The organism is Pseudomonas sp. SGAir0191, from assembly GCF_002812565.2.
GTDB lineage: Bacteria > Pseudomonadota > Gammaproteobacteria > Pseudomonadales > Pseudomonadaceae > Aquipseudomonas > Aquipseudomonas parafulva_B.
The window spans coordinates 2,072,004-2,087,293 of the sequence record NZ_CP025035.2 but is presented as its reverse complement, the minus strand read 5'-3'; the positions used below and the strand labels follow the sequence as shown (position 1 = coordinate 2,087,293).

Below are 15,290 nucleotides of genomic sequence, written 5' to 3'. Positions count from 1 at the left end.
TTGCAAAAAACCTTGCTAGCACGGGTTTCCTCTCACAGGTGATAGCCGAAACATCTGCCAACAAATACGGGACGCTCACATGGCCAGGGAACCGAAAACGGCAAGCCGACTGCTTTGGATAATGGCGCTAGGCACTGTGGCACTCCAGCTCTCGGGCTGCGACATGGTGTTATTCAACCCCAAGGGGCAGGTGGGGCTCGAGCAACGCAACCTGATCATCCTCGCCACCCTGCTCATGCTGATCGTGGTGATACCGGTGATGATCATGGCGCTGGTGTTTTCGGTGCGCTATCGGGCCTCGAACGAAAAGGCCCGCTATACCCCCGACTGGAGCCACTCGCGGCTGATCGAAGCGGTGGTATGGGGCGTACCACTGGCCATCATCATCGTGCTGGGCGTCGTCACCTGGCGCTCGACCCATACGCTGGACCCGTACCGGCCGCTGGCATCCGATACCCCGGCGCTCAAGGTCCAGGTCATCGCCATGGACTGGAAGTGGCTGTTCGTCTACCCCGAACTCGGCATTGCTTCGGTCAACGAGATGGCGATGCCTGTGGACACGCCCGTCGACTTCAGGGTGACTTCCGACGGGGCCATCACCTCGTTCTTCATCCCAGCCCTGGGTGGCCAGATCTACGCCATGGCCGGGATGCAGACACGGCTGCACCTGATCGCCAACCACGCAGGCGACTACACGGGGATCGCCGCCAACTACAACGGGCCGGGGTTCTCGGACATGCACTTCAAGGCGCTGGCCCTCGACCCGGCAGGCTTCGAAGAGTGGGTAAAACGCACACGCGCTGCCGGGCGCCAGCTCGATGGGGCTGCCTACACGCAGTTGGCCAAGCCCAGTATTGCCCACCCGGTAGAACATTACGGCCAGGTCGAGCCGCACCTGTTCCAGTCGCTGATCGACAAGTACCAGGGCGTCAACCGCTCCCGCGAGGTCGAGCGCCGGCTTGGCGATTCCCAGGGCGAGAGCCCCCAAGGCAGCAAGGAGTAAGACCATGTTCGGAAAACTGACCTGGGATGCCATTCCCCTCCATGAGCCGATCATCATGTACACGCTGGCCGTCGTCGGGCTGCTGGGCCTGGCGGTCGTGGGGGCCATTACCTACATGGGCAAATGGAAATACCTGTGGCAAGAGTGGTTCACCACCGTGGACCACAAGCGCATCGGCGTGATGTACATCGTCGTCGCCTTGGTGATGCTGCTGCGCGGCTTCGCCGACGCGTTGATGATGCGCACCCAGCAGGCCATGGCCTCGGACGGATCGCCCGGCTACCTGCCACCTGAGCACTACGACCAGATCTTCACCGCCCATGGGGTGATCATGATCTTCTTCATGGCCATGCCGTTCGTGGTCGGGCTGATGAACGTGGTGGTACCTCTGCAGATCGGCGCACGCGACGTGGCTTATCCATTCTTGAACGCCGTCAGCTTCTGGCTGTTCGTCTCCGGCGCTGTACTGGTCAACCTTTCGCTGGGCATTGGCGAATTTGCCCGCACAGGCTGGGTGGCCTATCCCCCGTTGTCGGGCATCGGGTACAGCCCCGGGGTGGGGGTGGACTACTACATCTGGGCGCTGCAGATATCCGGGGTCGGCACCCTGCTCACCGGGCTGAACTTTTTCGTCACCATCTTGAAGATGCGTACCACCGGCATGACGCTGTTTCGCATGCCAGTGTTCACCTGGACGGTATTGTGCACCTCGATCCTGATCCTGGCTGCCTTTCCCATTCTCACTGCCACCTTGTTCATGCTCACGCTTGATCGCTATTTGGGTATGCACTTCTTCACCAATGAACTGGGCGGCAACCCCATGATGTATGTGAACCTCATCTGGGCCTGGGGCCACCCCGAGGTGTACATCCTCATACTCCCAGCGTTCGGTATCTTCTCGGAGGTGGCCTCGACGTTCTCGCGCAAGAAGCTGTTCGGCTACTACTCCCTGGTGTGGGCGACCATCGTCATCACGGTGCTGTCGTTCATCGTCTGGGTGCACCACTTCTTCACCATGGGCGCCGGGCCCAACGTGAATGCGTTCTTCGGCATCATGACCATGATCATCGCCGTGCCCACCGGGGTGAAGATCTTTACCTGGTTGTTCACCATGTACCGGGGCCGAGTGCGTTTCGAGACGCCAATGCTGTGGACGGTTGGCTTCATCGTCACCTTCAGCATCGGGGGCATGACCGGGGTCCTGCTGGCGGTGCCTGGGGCGGACTTCCTGTTGCACAACAGTCTGTTCCTCATTGCCCATTTCCACAACGTGATCATCGGCGGCGCGGTCTTCGGCTACCTCTGCGGCCTGACGTACTGGTTCCCCAAGGCCTTCGGTTTCAAGCTCTACGACCCCTTGGGGCGTGCTGCCTTCTGGTGCTGGTTGGCTGGATTTTACTTTGCCTTCATGCCGTCCTACTTCCTGGGGTTCATGGGCATGACCCGGCGCCTGAATCACTTCGACGTACCCGAGTGGCGGCCCTTCCTGCTGCTGGAAATGGTCGGGGTACTGATCATCCTGTGCGGCGTGGCCTGCCAGGTCATGCAACTGGTGGTAAGTATCCGCAAACGTCATGAGAACCGCGACACCACAGGCGACCCCTGGGACGGGCGTACGCTCGAATGGGCGACCGCTTCGCCGCCCCCGTTCTACAACTTCGCCGAACAACCGGTCGTGGGCGGCATCGACGCGTACTGGGGCATGAAGGAGAAAGGCGTGAAAACCCTGGCCGAGATGGATTTTCGCAAGATTCACATGCCTTGCAACACCAGCCTGGGCCTGGTGCTAGGCGTTCTGTCCACGGCGCTGGGCTTCGCGTTGATCTGGCACATCTGGTGGTTGGTCATCGCCAGTTCATTGGCAGTCATCGCCACCCTGATCGTGCGCAGTTACGACCCCGATACCGACTACTACATCCCGGCCGAAGAGGTCGAACGGATGGAAACCGAGCGGCGCCAACGGCTGGCGGAGGCCTGAATCATGTCCCATGTCGTGCACAACGAAACGGCCCGCGAGCAGGAGCATGGCCACGAAGACGCAGGCTCCCTGAGCCTGTTCGGCTTCTGGGTCTACCTGATGACCGACTGCATTCTGTTCGCCACCCTGTTCGCTACCTACGCGGTGCTGGGCCAGTCTGTGGCAGGTGGGCCCAGCGCGGCGGACATCTTCGAACTGCCCTATGTGCTGGTGGAGACGTTCCTGCTGCTGTTGAGCAGCATCACCTACGGCTATGCGATGCTCGCCAACCACCGTCGGGACAAGCGCTGGGTATTGCGCTGGCTGGGCGTCACGTTTCTCCTCGGCCTGGGCTTCATCGCCATGGAGATCAACGAATTCCATCAGCTGATCAGCGAGGGCGCAGGCCCTGAACGCAGCGCGTTTCTGACGGCGTTCTTCACGTTGGTGGGCACCCACGGCCTGCATGTGCTGGTGGGGTTGATCTGGATGGCCCTGTTGATGATGCAGGTCCATCAACGCGGCCTGACCTGTGTCAATGCCACACGCTTGAGCTGCCTGAGCCTGTTCTGGCATTTCCTGGACATCGTGTGGGTGTGCGTGTTTACCGTCGTCTACCTGTTCGGGGTGATCTGATGAATCGTCAAAGCCATGTGCCTAGCAGTGCCGGCGCTAGCCAGAGCAGCCACCGTTCCTACAACACAGGGTTCGTCCTGGCCGCCCTGCTCACCCTGCTCCCCTTCGGGCTGGCCATGTACCCCAGCCTGCCGCGTCACCTGACCTTCATCGCTGTGCTGGTGTGCGCCCTGGTCCAGATCGTGGTGCACATGGTGTTTTTCCTGCACCTGACCACAGCGCGAGAGCAGCGTTGGAACCTGGTCGCGCTGGTGTTCACAGTGGTGATCATCACGCTGTTGGTGGGGTTGTCGCTGTGGATCATGTACTACGTGCACTACAACATGCTCGGGTTATGACACCTGCCACAACGTCGGCGGGCGCGTCTGCGCAGCAGGCATGACGCGCCGTGGGGGTCACGGTTGCTGGTAATGGCCCGGCGAAGTACCGGGTTCGTGTTCATGCGCCTGACGTTGAACCTGCACATCGGTGAACGCCGATGATTGCGCGCCCAACGCGCCTTGCAGATGCTGCCGGGCCGCCTCTTGGCTGAGCTCAGGCTCATCCGAGTGCACTTCGCATGTGCCTGGCTGATTGTCGAGAATGTAGCTGATCAGATAGAGGTGTTTGCTCATCGCATGACTCCTTGTATCAGGTTTGATTGTTACAGCCTGTCGGTGGAGGCCGCTACTGCTTGCGCGTTCACTGCCAGGGACGATCGGCATGCTGCAAGGCCTTTATGCCATCCGTCGATTGAACCGATCAGCACAGGCTGAGTGTCTTCAAACCAATACCTATCACTGGAAGCGAGAGGTAATTGAAATGGCAACCGTACAAGACAATCTGTTGGACTGGCTGCGCGACGCCCACGGCATGGAGCAACAGGCTGAAAGCATGCTAAAGGGGCAAGCCGAGCGGCTGGAGCATTATCCGCAGCTCAAAGCGCGCATCGTCCAGCACATCGAGGAAACCCAGGGGCAGCAGAAGCTGCTGCTCGAATGCATCGAACGCCGGGGTGGCAGCACTTCCACGTTCAAGGACCTGGCCGGCAAACTCATGGCGTTCGGTCAAGCGGTCGGTGGCATGGTCATGAGCGACGAGGTGGTCAAGGGCGCCATGTCCGGCTACGTGTTCGAGAATATGGAAATCGCCTCGTACACCGTATTGATCGAGGCGGCCGAGGCCGCAGGTGATGCTGCTACAGCAGACACCTGCCGGACCATTCTCAAGCAGGAAGAAGCGATGGCCCAATGGCTGAAGGATCACCTGCCGGAAATTACCCGGGCGTTCCTGGCGCGCTCGGCTGATCCTGACGCCGAAGCCAAGCGCTAGCCAGACACTCGGCAGCGACAGCCCTGGATTTTGGGCTTTAGCGTGGCGCGGTCATGCCGCACGGCGATAACGCCATGCACAGGTGCTTGCAACACCCAACAGCAACACTGCCCCGGCTGCACCCAAGGTAGCCGGGGCGCCAACCCGAGCAGCCAGCAGCCCGGCGGCCATTCCGCCCAGTGCCTCGAAGCCGAAGCGCATGGCGATGTAGAACGCAATGACACGTCCGCGCAGATGGCCTGGCGCTTGGCTTTGCAGCTGCATGTTGGTGCTCACGTTGCTCAGCGTGATGCCGAAACCCAGCACCACCAGGGCAAGCAATGCCAGCTGCAACTGCCCTGCCCAGCACAAACCCAGTAGTGCCAGGGCGCAAAGCCCTGCGCCCATTTCGATGAACTGGCGAAGGCGAGGCAAGGCTCCGCCCACCGCCAGCACCAGCGTGGCCACGAACGCGCCCGCGCCCGCCGCGCCCCAAAGCCAGCCCAGCACCCGTGCGTCACCGGCATACACACTCTTGGCCAGGATCGGCAGGAGCGCTGCATAGCAGGACGCCAGGAGGTTGACCATGATGACATTGAACAGCAATTGCCTGACGCCACGCTCGCGCCATAGATAAGCCAGGCCCTCACGGAACACCTGGGCGGTGGAACCTGTGGCCCGAGGGCTGGCTTTGGCTTGCACCTTCAGCAACCCAACGAGCAAGGCGGTGAAAGCAAAGGCGGTCAAGGCAAAGCACGCCGCCTCCCCTGCCACGGCAATCAAGCCACCGGCCAATGGCGGGCCGACGAAGCGGGCCGCGTTGATGAGCATCGCGTTTAGCACCAGCGCATTGGGCAGGTCGGCCGGGTCATCCACGAAAGAAGCAATCAAGGCTTGGCGCAGTGGCGTTTCGACGGCGTTGAGCAAGCCCAGCAGCAACGCCATGGCGGCGATGAAAGGGCCATCTACCCAATGCGCCCAGGTGGCCAGCCCAAGCACGGCTGACTGCACCACCAGTATCGACTGGACGACGACCAGCAATCGGCGCTTGTCATGGCGATCGATCCAGGCGCCTGCCAGAGGACCGATGACCAGCTGCGGGGCGAGGGAAAGGAAGGTGATCAGCCCCAGCAATACGGCTGAACCGGTCAGGTGATAGGCCAGCCAGGACAGCGCGACTTGCTGGACCCACTTGCCCAGGGTGGAAACACCCTGGCCTGCGAAGTAAACCTGGAAGTTGCGGTGGCCCAATGCGCGTACTGCAGAAGGCCAACGGGTACGAGGGGGCGGCGTCAGGTCTGACAAGTGAGCAAGTCCTCCAGTGAGAAGCCGCCGCCATTGAAGGATCTTGCTCGGACCACGTGCGGGTCGATCCTCAGCCTGGCAGCAGGCAGCCTTTCTTTTTCAAGGATTCCAGGACCCAGGTGCGGTCATTGGTACCTTGAGCGATATGTTCCATTTGCGCCGTTTCGGCAGCGTGCTTGGCCGTGGCGCGTTGGTAAACCTCTGCGACATGGGCATAGGGTACGCACAGCAAGCCGTCATCGTCACCGATGATCAGGTCCCCAGGTTCGATCACCATGCCATCGATGGCGATTGGCACATTGATCTCACCCGGTCCGTCCTTGTAGGGGCCGCGGTGGGAAACACCGGCAGCGAAAAGGGGGAAATCACCGGCCTTGATGCTTCCGGCATCGCGGATTGCACCGTTGATGACGATGCCGGCTACGCCACGCTTTACAGCGTACGCCACCATCATCTCGCCGATCAGTGCATTGGTCAGGTCACCGCCAGCATCGACCACGATCACATCCCCTGGCTCGGCGATGTCGATGGCGTAGTGCAGCATCAGGTTGTCACCAGGGCGGGCCTTGACTGTCAGCGCCGCGCCGCACAGCACACCTTCCCGGTGCATGGGACGCAGACGCGCACCACCGGCCGTCATGCGATTCATCGAATCGCTGACGTTGGCAACCGGCACCTCGCGGTAGCGCGATACCCATTCATCACCGATTTTGCGCGTGCGTTCAAGCACCTGGAAACCAATGCTCATGTGACCTTCCTCTCTTGGATTTATTGGGCGCGCCCCAGGTAAACCAGAACGCCATTTCAGAATGGCATTTCATTAAACGCATTTCAAGGATTTTAAATGACGCTAATTACGGAATCTGATTGACGATAAAACTTTTGTTGCAACGCCGTTTCATTATGCTAGGTTATTGGTGAAAGCACACACAGTGCAGTCCTGCCGTCTTGAACAAAAACAAGGTATCGACGATGTCCCGTACCCTTCTGCTGACAGGTCCGGCGCTGGCCGACCAAGCGATGCGCCTGGCCGAACAACACGCCATCCGCGTCATCCCCACCACGCCCTATCTGCCCGAGCAAGAGCTCGAAGCGATCATTCGCGCAGAGCAACCCGATGGCATCATCGTGCGTCAGGGCAGCCTGACCCGCGCCATGATCGACGCCTCCAGCGCATTGAAGGTGGTGGCCAAGCATGGGGTTGGCTACAACACCATCGACATCCAGGCCGCCGCCGACCGTGGTATTCCTGTCTCCATCGCCGTTGGGGCCAACGCCCAATCAGTGGCCGAGCACGCTTTTGCGTTGATGTTCAGCGTCGCGCGCCAGACCGCCTTGCTCGATGCGCGCATGCGCGAAGGCCACTGGGACAAGGCCACTGCCAACGGCATGGAATTGGCGGGCAAGACCCTGGGCTTGGTCGGCCTTGGCTCGATCGGCGCGATCCTGATGGACCTGGTGGCGCCGCTGCGCATGAAGGTCAAGGTTTACGACCCTTACCTGCGGCAGTTGCCGGAGCGTGACCATGTCGAACGCGAAGAGGATTTCGATCGCTTGCTGGCCGATAGCGATATCATCAGCCTGCATTGCCCGCTCACGGACACCAATCGCAACCTCATCGGCGCCCAGCAACTTGAGCGCATGCGTCCCGGCGCCATCTTGATCAATACCGCACGTGGCGAGCTGGTTGATACCGATGCACTGGTGCATGCGTTGAGCGAACGGCGTATCGGGGGTGCCGGCCTGGACACCTTCCACCCCGAACCGCCTCCGGCCGACAGCCCGCTGTGGGGCCTGCCAACATTGGTCGCTACGCCTCACATCGGGGCCAACACCAGCGAAGCCCGGGACCGTGTAGGCCTGGTTGCCCTGCAGCAAGTCCTCGATGCCTGGGACGGCAAGGCGCTGGACCCGCGCTGTGTGGTGAATCGTCACCTGATCGATAACTGATTGCACCTGCGCCGGCTGGTCCGGCGGCACGGACCACTGCGTAACTCCAGAAAAAAAACAATTGGAGAGCACCATGAAAGCAGCCTCAACCCCGCCCAGCGAGCTCGAGCGCGCCACCATGCGCCGTGTTGCCTGGCGCCTACTGCCCTTTCTGATCATCTGCTACCTGATCGCGATCATCGATCGCGGCAACATCGGCATGGCATCGTTGCAAATGAACCAGGACCTGGAGTTGTCAGCCAAGGTCTTCGGTTTCGCCAGCAGCTTGTTCTTCTTCGCCTACTTTCTGGTGGAAGTACCCAGCAACCTGGCCATGCAGCGCTACGGGGCGCGCATCTGGATCGCGCGCATCATGATCACCTGGGGGCTCATCTCCGCCGGTACCGCCTTCGTGCAAGGCGCCAACTCGCTATACGTGATGCGCTTTCTGCTGGGCGCTGCCGAGGCCGGGTTCTTCCCTGGAGTGTTGCTCTACCTCACCTACTGGCTGCCGTCGGCGTATCGCGCGCGCATGGTGGCGCTATTCATGGTCGCCATTCCCGCCGCCAACTTCATCGGCTCGCCAATTTCGGGGCTGCTCTTGAGCCTGGACGGCTGGTTGGGCATGCGCGGCTGGCATTGGCTGTTCATCCTCGAGGGCATTCCGGCGGTGCTGCTGGGTATCGCCTGTCTGTTCGTACTCACCGATCGGCCTGAACAGGCCAAATGGCTGAATGACGAGCAACGCGGCTGGCTCACCGGGCGGCTGGCCGAGGAACGAGCGCAGAAAACCACCATCGGTCATATCTCGCTGTGGAAGCTGCTGCGCCACAAGGACATCTGGGTGCTTGCGCTGATCTACTCGGGCGCCTCGGCGGCCGGCAGCACCATGAGCGTCTGGGCGCCGCAACTGCTCAAGACGTTCGGCCTGAGCTCCATGGAGATCGGCCTGGTGAACGCGATCCCTTACGGTATTGCCTCGATCATGATGATCATCTGGGGCCGCAGTTCCGACCGCACGGGTGAACGTCGCTGGCACACCGCGATGACCATGCTGCTGATTGCGGCCGGCCTGCTGATGACCCTGTTCACCTCGTCGCTGCCGGCCACGGTGGTGATGCTGACCATGGTGCTGGTGGGGGCCTACTCCATGAAAGGCCCGTTCTGGGCACTGGTGTCGGGCTGGTTGTCCTCCTCCACTGCAGCGGCTGGGCTGGCTGCGGTCGGCGCCATGGCCAACCTGATCGGGGGTGGCCTGATGGTCAACATGTACGGCGCCATCCATGACGCCACGGGCAGCTATGCCCTGGCACTGATGCCACTGGCGGCGCTGTGCACGCTGGCCGGGGTCATGGTGTTGGTCATTGGCCGCAAGCGTCAGCTGGAACAGGCGCAGGCCGCAGGAACGCTGGCTGCCAAGTAGAAGCCGCTTGGCGCTCGATTGGCGTCCATGGCACGCACAACGTGCCATGGAGCCGGTGAAACCGGTGCCAAGTCAAAACACAACAAAAAAGAGGCTGTAATGGCTTTATCACGTCGAAGATTTCTTCAGGCGACCGGTAGCCTGAGTGTCCTGGGTGCAATGGGCGCTGCGGCCAGCGTCCCGTACAGTCAAGGTGAAGATCGTCCGCGTCTGGTCCCGCCTTCGGGCAGCGTGGACTGCCACATGCACCTTTACGACAGCCGCATCCCACCGGCACCGGGTGCGACATTGTTGCCGCCGGACGCGTCTTTGGACGACTATCGTCAATTGCAACGCCGACTAGGCCTGCGCCGCATGGTCATCGTCACGCCTTCGACCTACGGTACGGACAACCGTGTGATGCTCGAGGGTCTGGCCCGCAGCGGTACAGATGCACGGGGCATAGCCGTCGTCGCCAGCACCGTCAGCGATGAGGAGCTTGCTCGCTTGCACGTGGCAGGCGTGCGGGGCATTCGCTTCAACCTCAGCACCGGTGGGCAAGCGCTCGACGGCATCGAGCTGCTCGCGCCGCGGGTGAATGAGTTGGGCTGGCACGTACAACTGGCCACAGGCCCGCTGCTGGCCGATATCGCTCCACGGCTGGCTGCGCTGCCTGGCAAGGTAGTCATCGATCACATGGGGCACGTACCGCAACCCGAGGGTGTTCTGTCGCCTGCCTTCAAGGCGCTGGATGGGCTCATGCAACAAGGGCGCACCTGGGTCAAACTTTCTGGTCCCTACCTGCGTTCCAAAACGGGCGCACCGCATTTTGAGGACGTAGGCGTGGTGGCACGCAGGTTGATCTCACACTACCCTCAACGCCTGCTGTGGGGCAGTGATTGGCCGCACCCCACCCAGTCTCTGCAGAACAAGCCTGACGATGCCGCATTACTGGATACCTTGCTTGACTGGGCACCGGATGCCCAGGTTCGGCAGCTGATCCTGCGGGATAACCCCGTGGACCTGTACGGCTTCGCCTAGCGCTCGCGCTTAGCCTCGCACGACCCGGATCGCCTACACATCGATGCTCTACACACTGGCGCCGCCGCTGCTCAGACGACGGCGCCAGTGAACTCAGAGCGATTCGCCGTCGTCCTCGATATCCATCTCAGCCTCAGCTGCCTCCGTGGCATCCGCGTCATTGAGCGCAGGGGAAGTGGGTTTCAACGGATCGTTGATATACGGCACATCGCTTGGGCCTTTCTCTTCAGTGCCCGCGGTTTCTGGTTGCATGGCGTACTCTCCTCGACTTACAGGCTCGGCCCTTTGAAACCGGGCTCATGGATTGGGCAACCATTGTGCTGCCCACGAAAATTTGCCGACATTTCATAGGCCGGCTTGCGCACCCGCATCACGCCGCCCAACGGCCTGTGCGCCGCCAAGCCGTGCCAAGGGCTGAACGCCATGCCGTCGTCGATACGGCGCACATTCTCTTCGCTCCACGCGGCTTGAGGCTTGACCTCCAAGGTGGCCACGCTCACATAAGGGCTAAGCGCTTCGGGCCACTGCTTGGATGCATCTTCGATCGGCATCTGATCTAGATCGGTGGCCAACTGCACCCGGAGTTCCCAGACGCCACCCTGGCTTGCAAAAAACGCCTCCACCGCGTGGCGCAGCCCGTCTGTGTCGTCTTTGAGGTCCACGGCCTGATCGGTCAGCGCAGTCAAGGCCGTCGACACGGGCACTACCGCAAGTTTTGCGTAGTAAGGGCCATAGAGCACAGGTACGACGGTGCTGAAGCTTTCGCCAAGAATGTGGGTTTGAGGATGCCCGCCAAGGCTTTTGAGGGTGCCGCTCTCGCCGCCAAACGCTTCGACCACCTTTTCTGCACCGCGCAGCACGGCGGACAATGCCTTTTTGGTAACCGGGGCTTTGTCAGTGGTCTTGGCGAGCAACCTCAACGTCTTGAGAAACGCCTTGGGGTCTGGCGCGGTGAAGGCTTTGGCATTCTGCATCACAAAGTCCTGCGTGACTTGCCCTTCACTGCCTGGCAACCGCGGCCCTTGCACGCCTACGATTTTGAGCGCCAGCCCCCGTGGGGTGGAAACCTTGTCGTCGAGGATGTCACCTGGGTTGGTGGAGAACCGCAGGTAGGCATCGAACTCACCGGGTGTGGCGAAGGCTCCCTGAGCGAGCTGCGCAGGCAGCCCCGGCGCCACCTTCAGTGTGCCGCGCAATAATCCATGTGCTTTGGCATGGACGCCCCGATTGGCGTGACCATTGTCCTTGAAGGTGATCTCCATGATCTGACGCAGCGTATCCTGCAACGCCTGGCTGGTCTGTGCTTCATCCTCGGGAATCTGTTCGAATCCGGGCTCAAACGGTAATGGCACTACCAAGGTGGAGTCATCGGGCAGCTTGTTCATTAATACGCTCCAGTCGTCTCGTGACGAACAATGGGATGGATCATCAACGTACAGCCTTCAAGAACCTGCATCGCCCAGCCTCTCAATCGCTCAATTGATCTGATCGTGCGCCGGCACTGCCTTGCTCAGGTCATTTGGCGACGGCTCCACCTTGTGCAGCGTAACCGGCACGCATTTGGCGGCGGGCACCTTGCTTCGTTCAGCGTGATGCCACAGCGGGATCAGGGGATTGCACTCGGGGTAGTAAGCGCCGGCGCAGCCCTCCGGAATGTCATAGGCGATGATCTGCAAAGGACCCACTTCTCGCACCACCTTTGGCTCGACAGCGGTGCGTAGCAGCACCCAATCGCCTGCAGCCAAGCCCAACCGAACCACATCACTGCGATTGAGGAACACGACGCTGCGGGTACCTTTTACGCCGCGGAAACGGTCGTCATAGCCATAGACGGTGGTGTTGAACTGATCATTGCTGCGCAGCGTCATCAATTGCAGCACATCATGCGCCGAGACAGTGGGCTGCAAGTCGTCGTCCTCATCAAGGCGCTGGGGAGCCACGAACTGGGCTTTGCCAGACGCGGTCTGCCACTCCCGCTTGGCCGCGGGCAAGGGCCTATGGAAGCCGCCGTGCTCCCACATGCGGGTCTCCATGTCGTGAAATATCTCGGGGTAGACCTGGCTAATCGCTTTGCGAATCAATGCATAGTCGTGTCGCCAAGCATCCCAGTCGATGGTAGTTCGCTGACCCAAGGTCGCTTCAGCCAACCCGGCAATGATCGCCACTTCGGAGCGCAGTTGCTCGCTGGCCGGCTCGTTGCGGCCCTGCCAGGCGCGGATGCAGCCGGTACTGTCCTCGGTGGTATAGACCTGCTCCACCTCGTCCTGACGATCCGCTTCGATGTGCCCCAGGCAGGGCAATAACCAGCCATGTCGTCCTGGGAACAGATGCGTGCGATTGAGCTTGGTGGCCACCTGGACGTTCAGCGTCAGCGTCTGCCAGGCCGCCTCCATGCGCTGGGTGTCGGGGATCGCCCGCAGGAAATTACCACCCAGGCCGATGAAGGCCTTGACCTTGCCCTCAACCAGCGCCTGGCAGCAGTCCACCGTGGCCATGCCCTTGTTCGGCGGGACCTGCACGCCAAACAGCGCTTGCAGTTTTTCAGCCGGAACCTTGCCCGGGTCTTCCGTGATACCGACCGTGCGCTGGCCCTGCACATTCGAGTGTCCGCGCACTGGACAGATGCCTGCGCCAGGCTTGCCAATGTTGCCGCGCAGCAGCAACAGGTTGACCAGCATCTGCACGTTGTCTACACCGCGTCGGTGCTGGGTCATGCCCATGCCGTAGACGATCATGACCTTGCTGCTGCGGGCATAGACGGTGGCTGCAGCTTCCATGGCAGCGCGCCCGAGGCCGGACTGACGCTCCAGGGTCGCCCACTGATGGCCCTGAACGTCCTCTCGCAGCGCATCCAACCCGTCGGTGTGCGCCTGGATGAACGCATGGTCCAGAACGGCCGGCTTGCCCTGCTCATTTGCGTGCTGCTCCATCGCGAGCAGGGCCTTGATAATCCCCATCACTGCAGCCAGATCGCCCCCGACCCTGACCTGGTGATATTGAGTGCTGATCACGGTCGAGTCAGGCCCCAACATCTCACTGGGAGACTGTGGATTGACGAAGCGCTCGAGCCCCCGCTCACGCAGTGGGTTGAAGGTGATGATGGGCACATCGCGCTTGCGCGCTTCCTGCAGCGGGTGAAGCATTCGCGGGCTGTTGCTGCCCACGTTCTGGCCAAAGAAGAAAATGCAGTCGGTGTGTTCAAAGTCTTCCAGCGTGACGGTGCCGACAGGTACGCCGATACTCTCCTGCAGCCCGACCGATGTACTCTCATGGCACATGTTCGAGCTGTCCGGGAGGTTGTTGGTGCCATAGGCACGGGCAAACAGCTGGTACATGAACGAGGCTTCCAGCGACGCCCTGCCCGAGGCGTAGAACACCGCTTCGTCAGGCGTCAGGGCCTGCAGCTGTTGGCCGATTTGCTGATATGCCTCCCCCCAGGTGGTGACCTGGTAGCGATCGCTGGTCGGGTCGTAGCGCATGGGGTGGGTCAACCGGCCTTGCTGCTCCAAGGCGTAATCGGTCCATGTGCGCAGCGCTGACAGGGTATGAGTGGCGAAGAATTCCGGGCCGGTGCGGTGGCGGGTGAGTTCCCAGGCAGTGGCCTTGGCGCCGTTCTCGCAAAATTCCAGCGCGTGTGGGTTGCCAGGCTTGGCCCAGGCACAGCTGACGCAGGCGAAGCCGTTGGGTTTGTTCTGTCTGACCAGTGCCATGGGTGCCGTGGTAAAGGCTTGTTCACGCCAGAGTATGCTCATGACAGAACGCGCCGACCCCCAACCGCCTGCTGCATCTTTGTAGGGCTTGTATCGCGCTTGAGGGTGGATAAGCGACATGGCCGCCTCGCTGTAGTTATGTCTGCATATTTCGAGGCGGAGCGGGAGATGGAAGTTCAAGCGGGCATGGTGTCTGCTGGCTAAGCGGCGGGGGGCGGAAGGCGGGAGGCGGGAGGCGGGAGGCGGGAGGCGGGAGGCGGGAGGCGGATGGGAGCTTATTACAGGGGTCCGCCGCAGGTTGGCCCTTTTTATGAGATCTACCCAATAAATGCCGGGGGCCGCTGTGCGGCCCATCGCGGCAAAAGACCGCTCCTACATTGGGAATGAGGCTATCTGTAAGCAATGCGCAATGCGGCGTTATGCAACTTAGACACACTTAGAATTTGTTCTTCTCAGATTATTGCCGTTGCCGTTGCTGTTGCTGTTGCTGTTGCTGTTGCTGTTACTGTTGCTGTTGCTGTTGCTGTTGCTGTTGCTGTTGCTGTCGCTGTCGCTGTCGCTGTTGATCTTGATCTTGATCTTGATCTTGATCTTGATCTTGATCTTGATCTTGATCTTGATCTTGATCTTGATCTTGATCTTGATCTTGATCTTGATCTTGATCTTGATCTTGATCTTGATCTTGATCTTGATCTTGATCTTGATCTTGCTTTTGATCTTCGCGACTTCAGAAGGCCGAACGCAGGTCTTGCGGAGGGAGGTGACAGGCATGGATGCCTGTCAAGCGCTGGGCCCCAGGATGGGGCCTACAGCGCGGTCCTCCCGGGAGCAAGGCCGGAGTGAGGGAACCCCGAAGCGTAGCGTAGGGGCCGTATGAATGGAGCACAGCGTTTTTTGGTTACTTTTTGTCGCGTTTGACAAAAAGTGACTCGCCGTAATGGCGAAAAGGTGACTAAGCGTCGCCATCGCAAATGGACTATGCTCTCTTTCAATACCCACACCAACGCAATCAAACTT

At 60.7% G+C, this 15,290-nt stretch carries 15 protein-coding genes; 8 read left to right on the top strand and 7 right to left on the bottom strand.

Annotated features, from left to right (window positions below; translation table 11 throughout):
* Positions 1-121 precede the first annotated feature (121 nt).
* The 4 genes from cyoA to cyoD are packed head-to-tail and all read left to right on the top strand — an operon-like array spanning position 122 to position 3,934.
* Positions 122-1,003, top strand: coding sequence for a ubiquinol oxidase subunit II (gene cyoA / locus CWR53_RS09530; protein WP_181405487.1), 882 nt, complete (start codon positions 122-124; stop codon positions 1,001-1,003).
* 4 nt (positions 1,004-1,007) lie between these two features.
* A complete protein-coding gene (gene cyoB / locus CWR53_RS09525; RefSeq protein ID WP_100851350.1) occupies positions 1,008-2,981 on the top strand; it encodes a cytochrome o ubiquinol oxidase subunit I in 1,974 nt (657 codons plus the stop codon).
* A gap of 3 nt (positions 2,982-2,984) precedes the next feature.
* Positions 2,985-3,596, top strand: a complete 612-nt coding sequence (gene cyoC, locus CWR53_RS09520) for a cytochrome o ubiquinol oxidase subunit III (RefSeq protein WP_058605117.1) — start codon at positions 2,985-2,987, stop codon at positions 3,594-3,596.
* Complete coding sequence (gene cyoD, locus CWR53_RS09515) at positions 3,593-3,934, top strand: cytochrome o ubiquinol oxidase subunit IV (protein WP_371921600.1); 342 nt, start codon at positions 3,593-3,595, stop codon at positions 3,932-3,934. Before cyoC ends, cyoD begins: the two co-directional genes overlap by 4 nt.
* A 57-nt stretch (positions 3,935-3,991) precedes the next feature.
* Here cyoD and CWR53_RS09510 read toward each other — a convergent pair whose 3' ends face one another.
* Positions 3,992-4,210 (bottom strand): hypothetical protein, encoded by a 219-nt coding sequence (locus CWR53_RS09510; protein ID WP_058605115.1) that lies wholly within the window; start codon positions 4,208-4,210, stop codon positions 3,992-3,994.
* 187 nt (positions 4,211-4,397) lie between these two features.
* On the opposite strand from CWR53_RS09510, the gene CWR53_RS09505 reads away from it, so the two are divergent.
* Positions 4,398-4,907: a ferritin-like domain-containing protein gene (locus CWR53_RS09505; protein ID WP_058605114.1), complete on the top strand. Its 510-nt coding sequence runs from the start codon at positions 4,398-4,400 to the stop codon at positions 4,905-4,907.
* A 51-nt stretch (positions 4,908-4,958) separates the two neighbouring features.
* On the opposite strand, the gene CWR53_RS09500 is transcribed toward CWR53_RS09505, so the two are convergent.
* Both CWR53_RS09500 and CWR53_RS09495 read right to left on the bottom strand, forming a co-directional pair.
* Positions 4,959-6,191: an MFS transporter gene (locus CWR53_RS09500; protein WP_100851349.1), complete on the bottom strand. Its 1,233-nt coding sequence runs from the start codon at positions 6,189-6,191 to the stop codon at positions 4,959-4,961.
* A 70-nt stretch (positions 6,192-6,261) separates the two neighbouring features.
* Positions 6,262-6,939 (bottom strand): RraA family protein, encoded by a 678-nt coding sequence (locus CWR53_RS09495; protein WP_100851348.1) that lies wholly within the window; start codon positions 6,937-6,939, stop codon positions 6,262-6,264.
* A 224-nt stretch (positions 6,940-7,163) separates the two neighbouring features.
* Here CWR53_RS09495 and CWR53_RS09490 point away from each other — a divergent pair, with 224 nt between their 5' ends.
* From CWR53_RS09490 to CWR53_RS09480, 3 genes are all read left to right on the top strand, one after another.
* The gene (locus CWR53_RS09490) at positions 7,164-8,141 is read left to right on the top strand and encodes a hydroxyacid dehydrogenase (protein WP_100851347.1); all 978 of its coding nucleotides are present in this window, start codon (positions 7,164-7,166) and stop codon (positions 8,139-8,141) included.
* A gap of 73 nt (positions 8,142-8,214) precedes the next feature.
* Complete coding sequence (locus CWR53_RS09485) at positions 8,215-9,543, top strand: MFS transporter (RefSeq protein ID WP_100851346.1); 1,329 nt, start codon at positions 8,215-8,217, stop codon at positions 9,541-9,543.
* 99 nt (positions 9,544-9,642) lie between these two features.
* Entirely contained in the window at positions 9,643-10,563 is a 921-nt protein-coding gene (locus CWR53_RS09480) for an amidohydrolase family protein (RefSeq protein ID WP_100851345.1), read from the top strand.
* 93 nt (positions 10,564-10,656) lie between these two features.
* On the opposite strand, the gene CWR53_RS22955 is transcribed toward CWR53_RS09480, so the two are convergent.
* The 4 genes from CWR53_RS22955 to CWR53_RS09465 all read right to left on the bottom strand — a co-directional run bounded on the left by CWR53_RS22955 (position 10,657) and on the right by CWR53_RS09465 (position 15,044).
* On the bottom strand, positions 10,657-10,815 hold the full coding sequence (locus CWR53_RS22955; RefSeq protein WP_165919269.1) for a hypothetical protein: 159 nt from the start codon (positions 10,813-10,815) through the stop codon (positions 10,657-10,659).
* A gap of 17 nt (positions 10,816-10,832) precedes the next feature.
* Entirely contained in the window at positions 10,833-11,948 is a 1,116-nt protein-coding gene (locus CWR53_RS09475) for a catalase family protein (protein WP_100851344.1), read from the bottom strand.
* Between the two features lie 90 nt (positions 11,949-12,038).
* Positions 12,039-14,393, bottom strand: a complete 2,355-nt coding sequence (locus CWR53_RS09470; protein ID WP_100851343.1) for an FdhF/YdeP family oxidoreductase — start codon at positions 14,391-14,393, stop codon at positions 12,039-12,041.
* Between the two features lie 306 nt (positions 14,394-14,699).
* Positions 14,700-15,044, bottom strand: a complete 345-nt coding sequence (locus tag CWR53_RS09465) for a hypothetical protein (protein WP_258313220.1) — start codon at positions 15,042-15,044, stop codon at positions 14,700-14,702.
* Positions 15,045-15,290: the final 246 nt, after the last annotated feature.

What these genes read in the sequence shown, in the direction of transcription:
- cyoA (WP_181405487.1), top strand. Translation starts at nt 122, where the DNA reads ATGGCGCTAGGCACTGTGGCACTCCAGCTCTCGGGCTGCGACATGGTG.
- cyoB (WP_100851350.1), top strand. Translation starts at nt 1,008, where the DNA reads ATGTTCGGAAAACTGACCTGGGATGCCATTCCCCTCCATGAGCCGATC.
- cyoC (WP_058605117.1), top strand. Translation starts at nt 2,985, where the DNA reads ATGTCCCATGTCGTGCACAACGAAACGGCCCGCGAGCAGGAGCATGGC.
- CWR53_RS09510 (WP_058605115.1), bottom strand. Translation starts at nt 4,210, where the DNA reads ATGAGCAAACACCTCTATCTGATCAGCTACATTCTCGACAATCAGCCA.
- CWR53_RS09505 (WP_058605114.1), top strand. Translation starts at nt 4,398, where the DNA reads ATGGCAACCGTACAAGACAATCTGTTGGACTGGCTGCGCGACGCCCAC.
- CWR53_RS09495 (WP_100851348.1), bottom strand. Translation starts at nt 6,939, where the DNA reads ATGAGCATTGGTTTCCAGGTGCTTGAACGCACGCGCAAAATCGGTGAT.
- CWR53_RS09490 (WP_100851347.1), top strand. Translation starts at nt 7,164, where the DNA reads ATGTCCCGTACCCTTCTGCTGACAGGTCCGGCGCTGGCCGACCAAGCG.
- CWR53_RS09485 (WP_100851346.1), top strand. Translation starts at nt 8,215, where the DNA reads ATGAAAGCAGCCTCAACCCCGCCCAGCGAGCTCGAGCGCGCCACCATG.
- CWR53_RS09480 (WP_100851345.1), top strand. Translation starts at nt 9,643, where the DNA reads ATGGCTTTATCACGTCGAAGATTTCTTCAGGCGACCGGTAGCCTGAGT.
- CWR53_RS22955 (WP_165919269.1), bottom strand. Translation starts at nt 10,815, where the DNA reads ATGCAACCAGAAACCGCGGGCACTGAAGAGAAAGGCCCAAGCGATGTG.
- CWR53_RS09475 (WP_100851344.1), bottom strand. Translation starts at nt 11,948, where the DNA reads ATGAACAAGCTGCCCGATGACTCCACCTTGGTAGTGCCATTACCGTTT.
- CWR53_RS09470 (WP_100851343.1), bottom strand. Translation starts at nt 14,393, where the DNA reads ATGTCGCTTATCCACCCTCAAGCGCGATACAAGCCCTACAAAGATGCA.
- CWR53_RS09465 (WP_258313220.1), bottom strand. Translation starts at nt 15,044, where the DNA reads ATGCCTGTCACCTCCCTCCGCAAGACCTGCGTTCGGCCTTCTGAAGTC.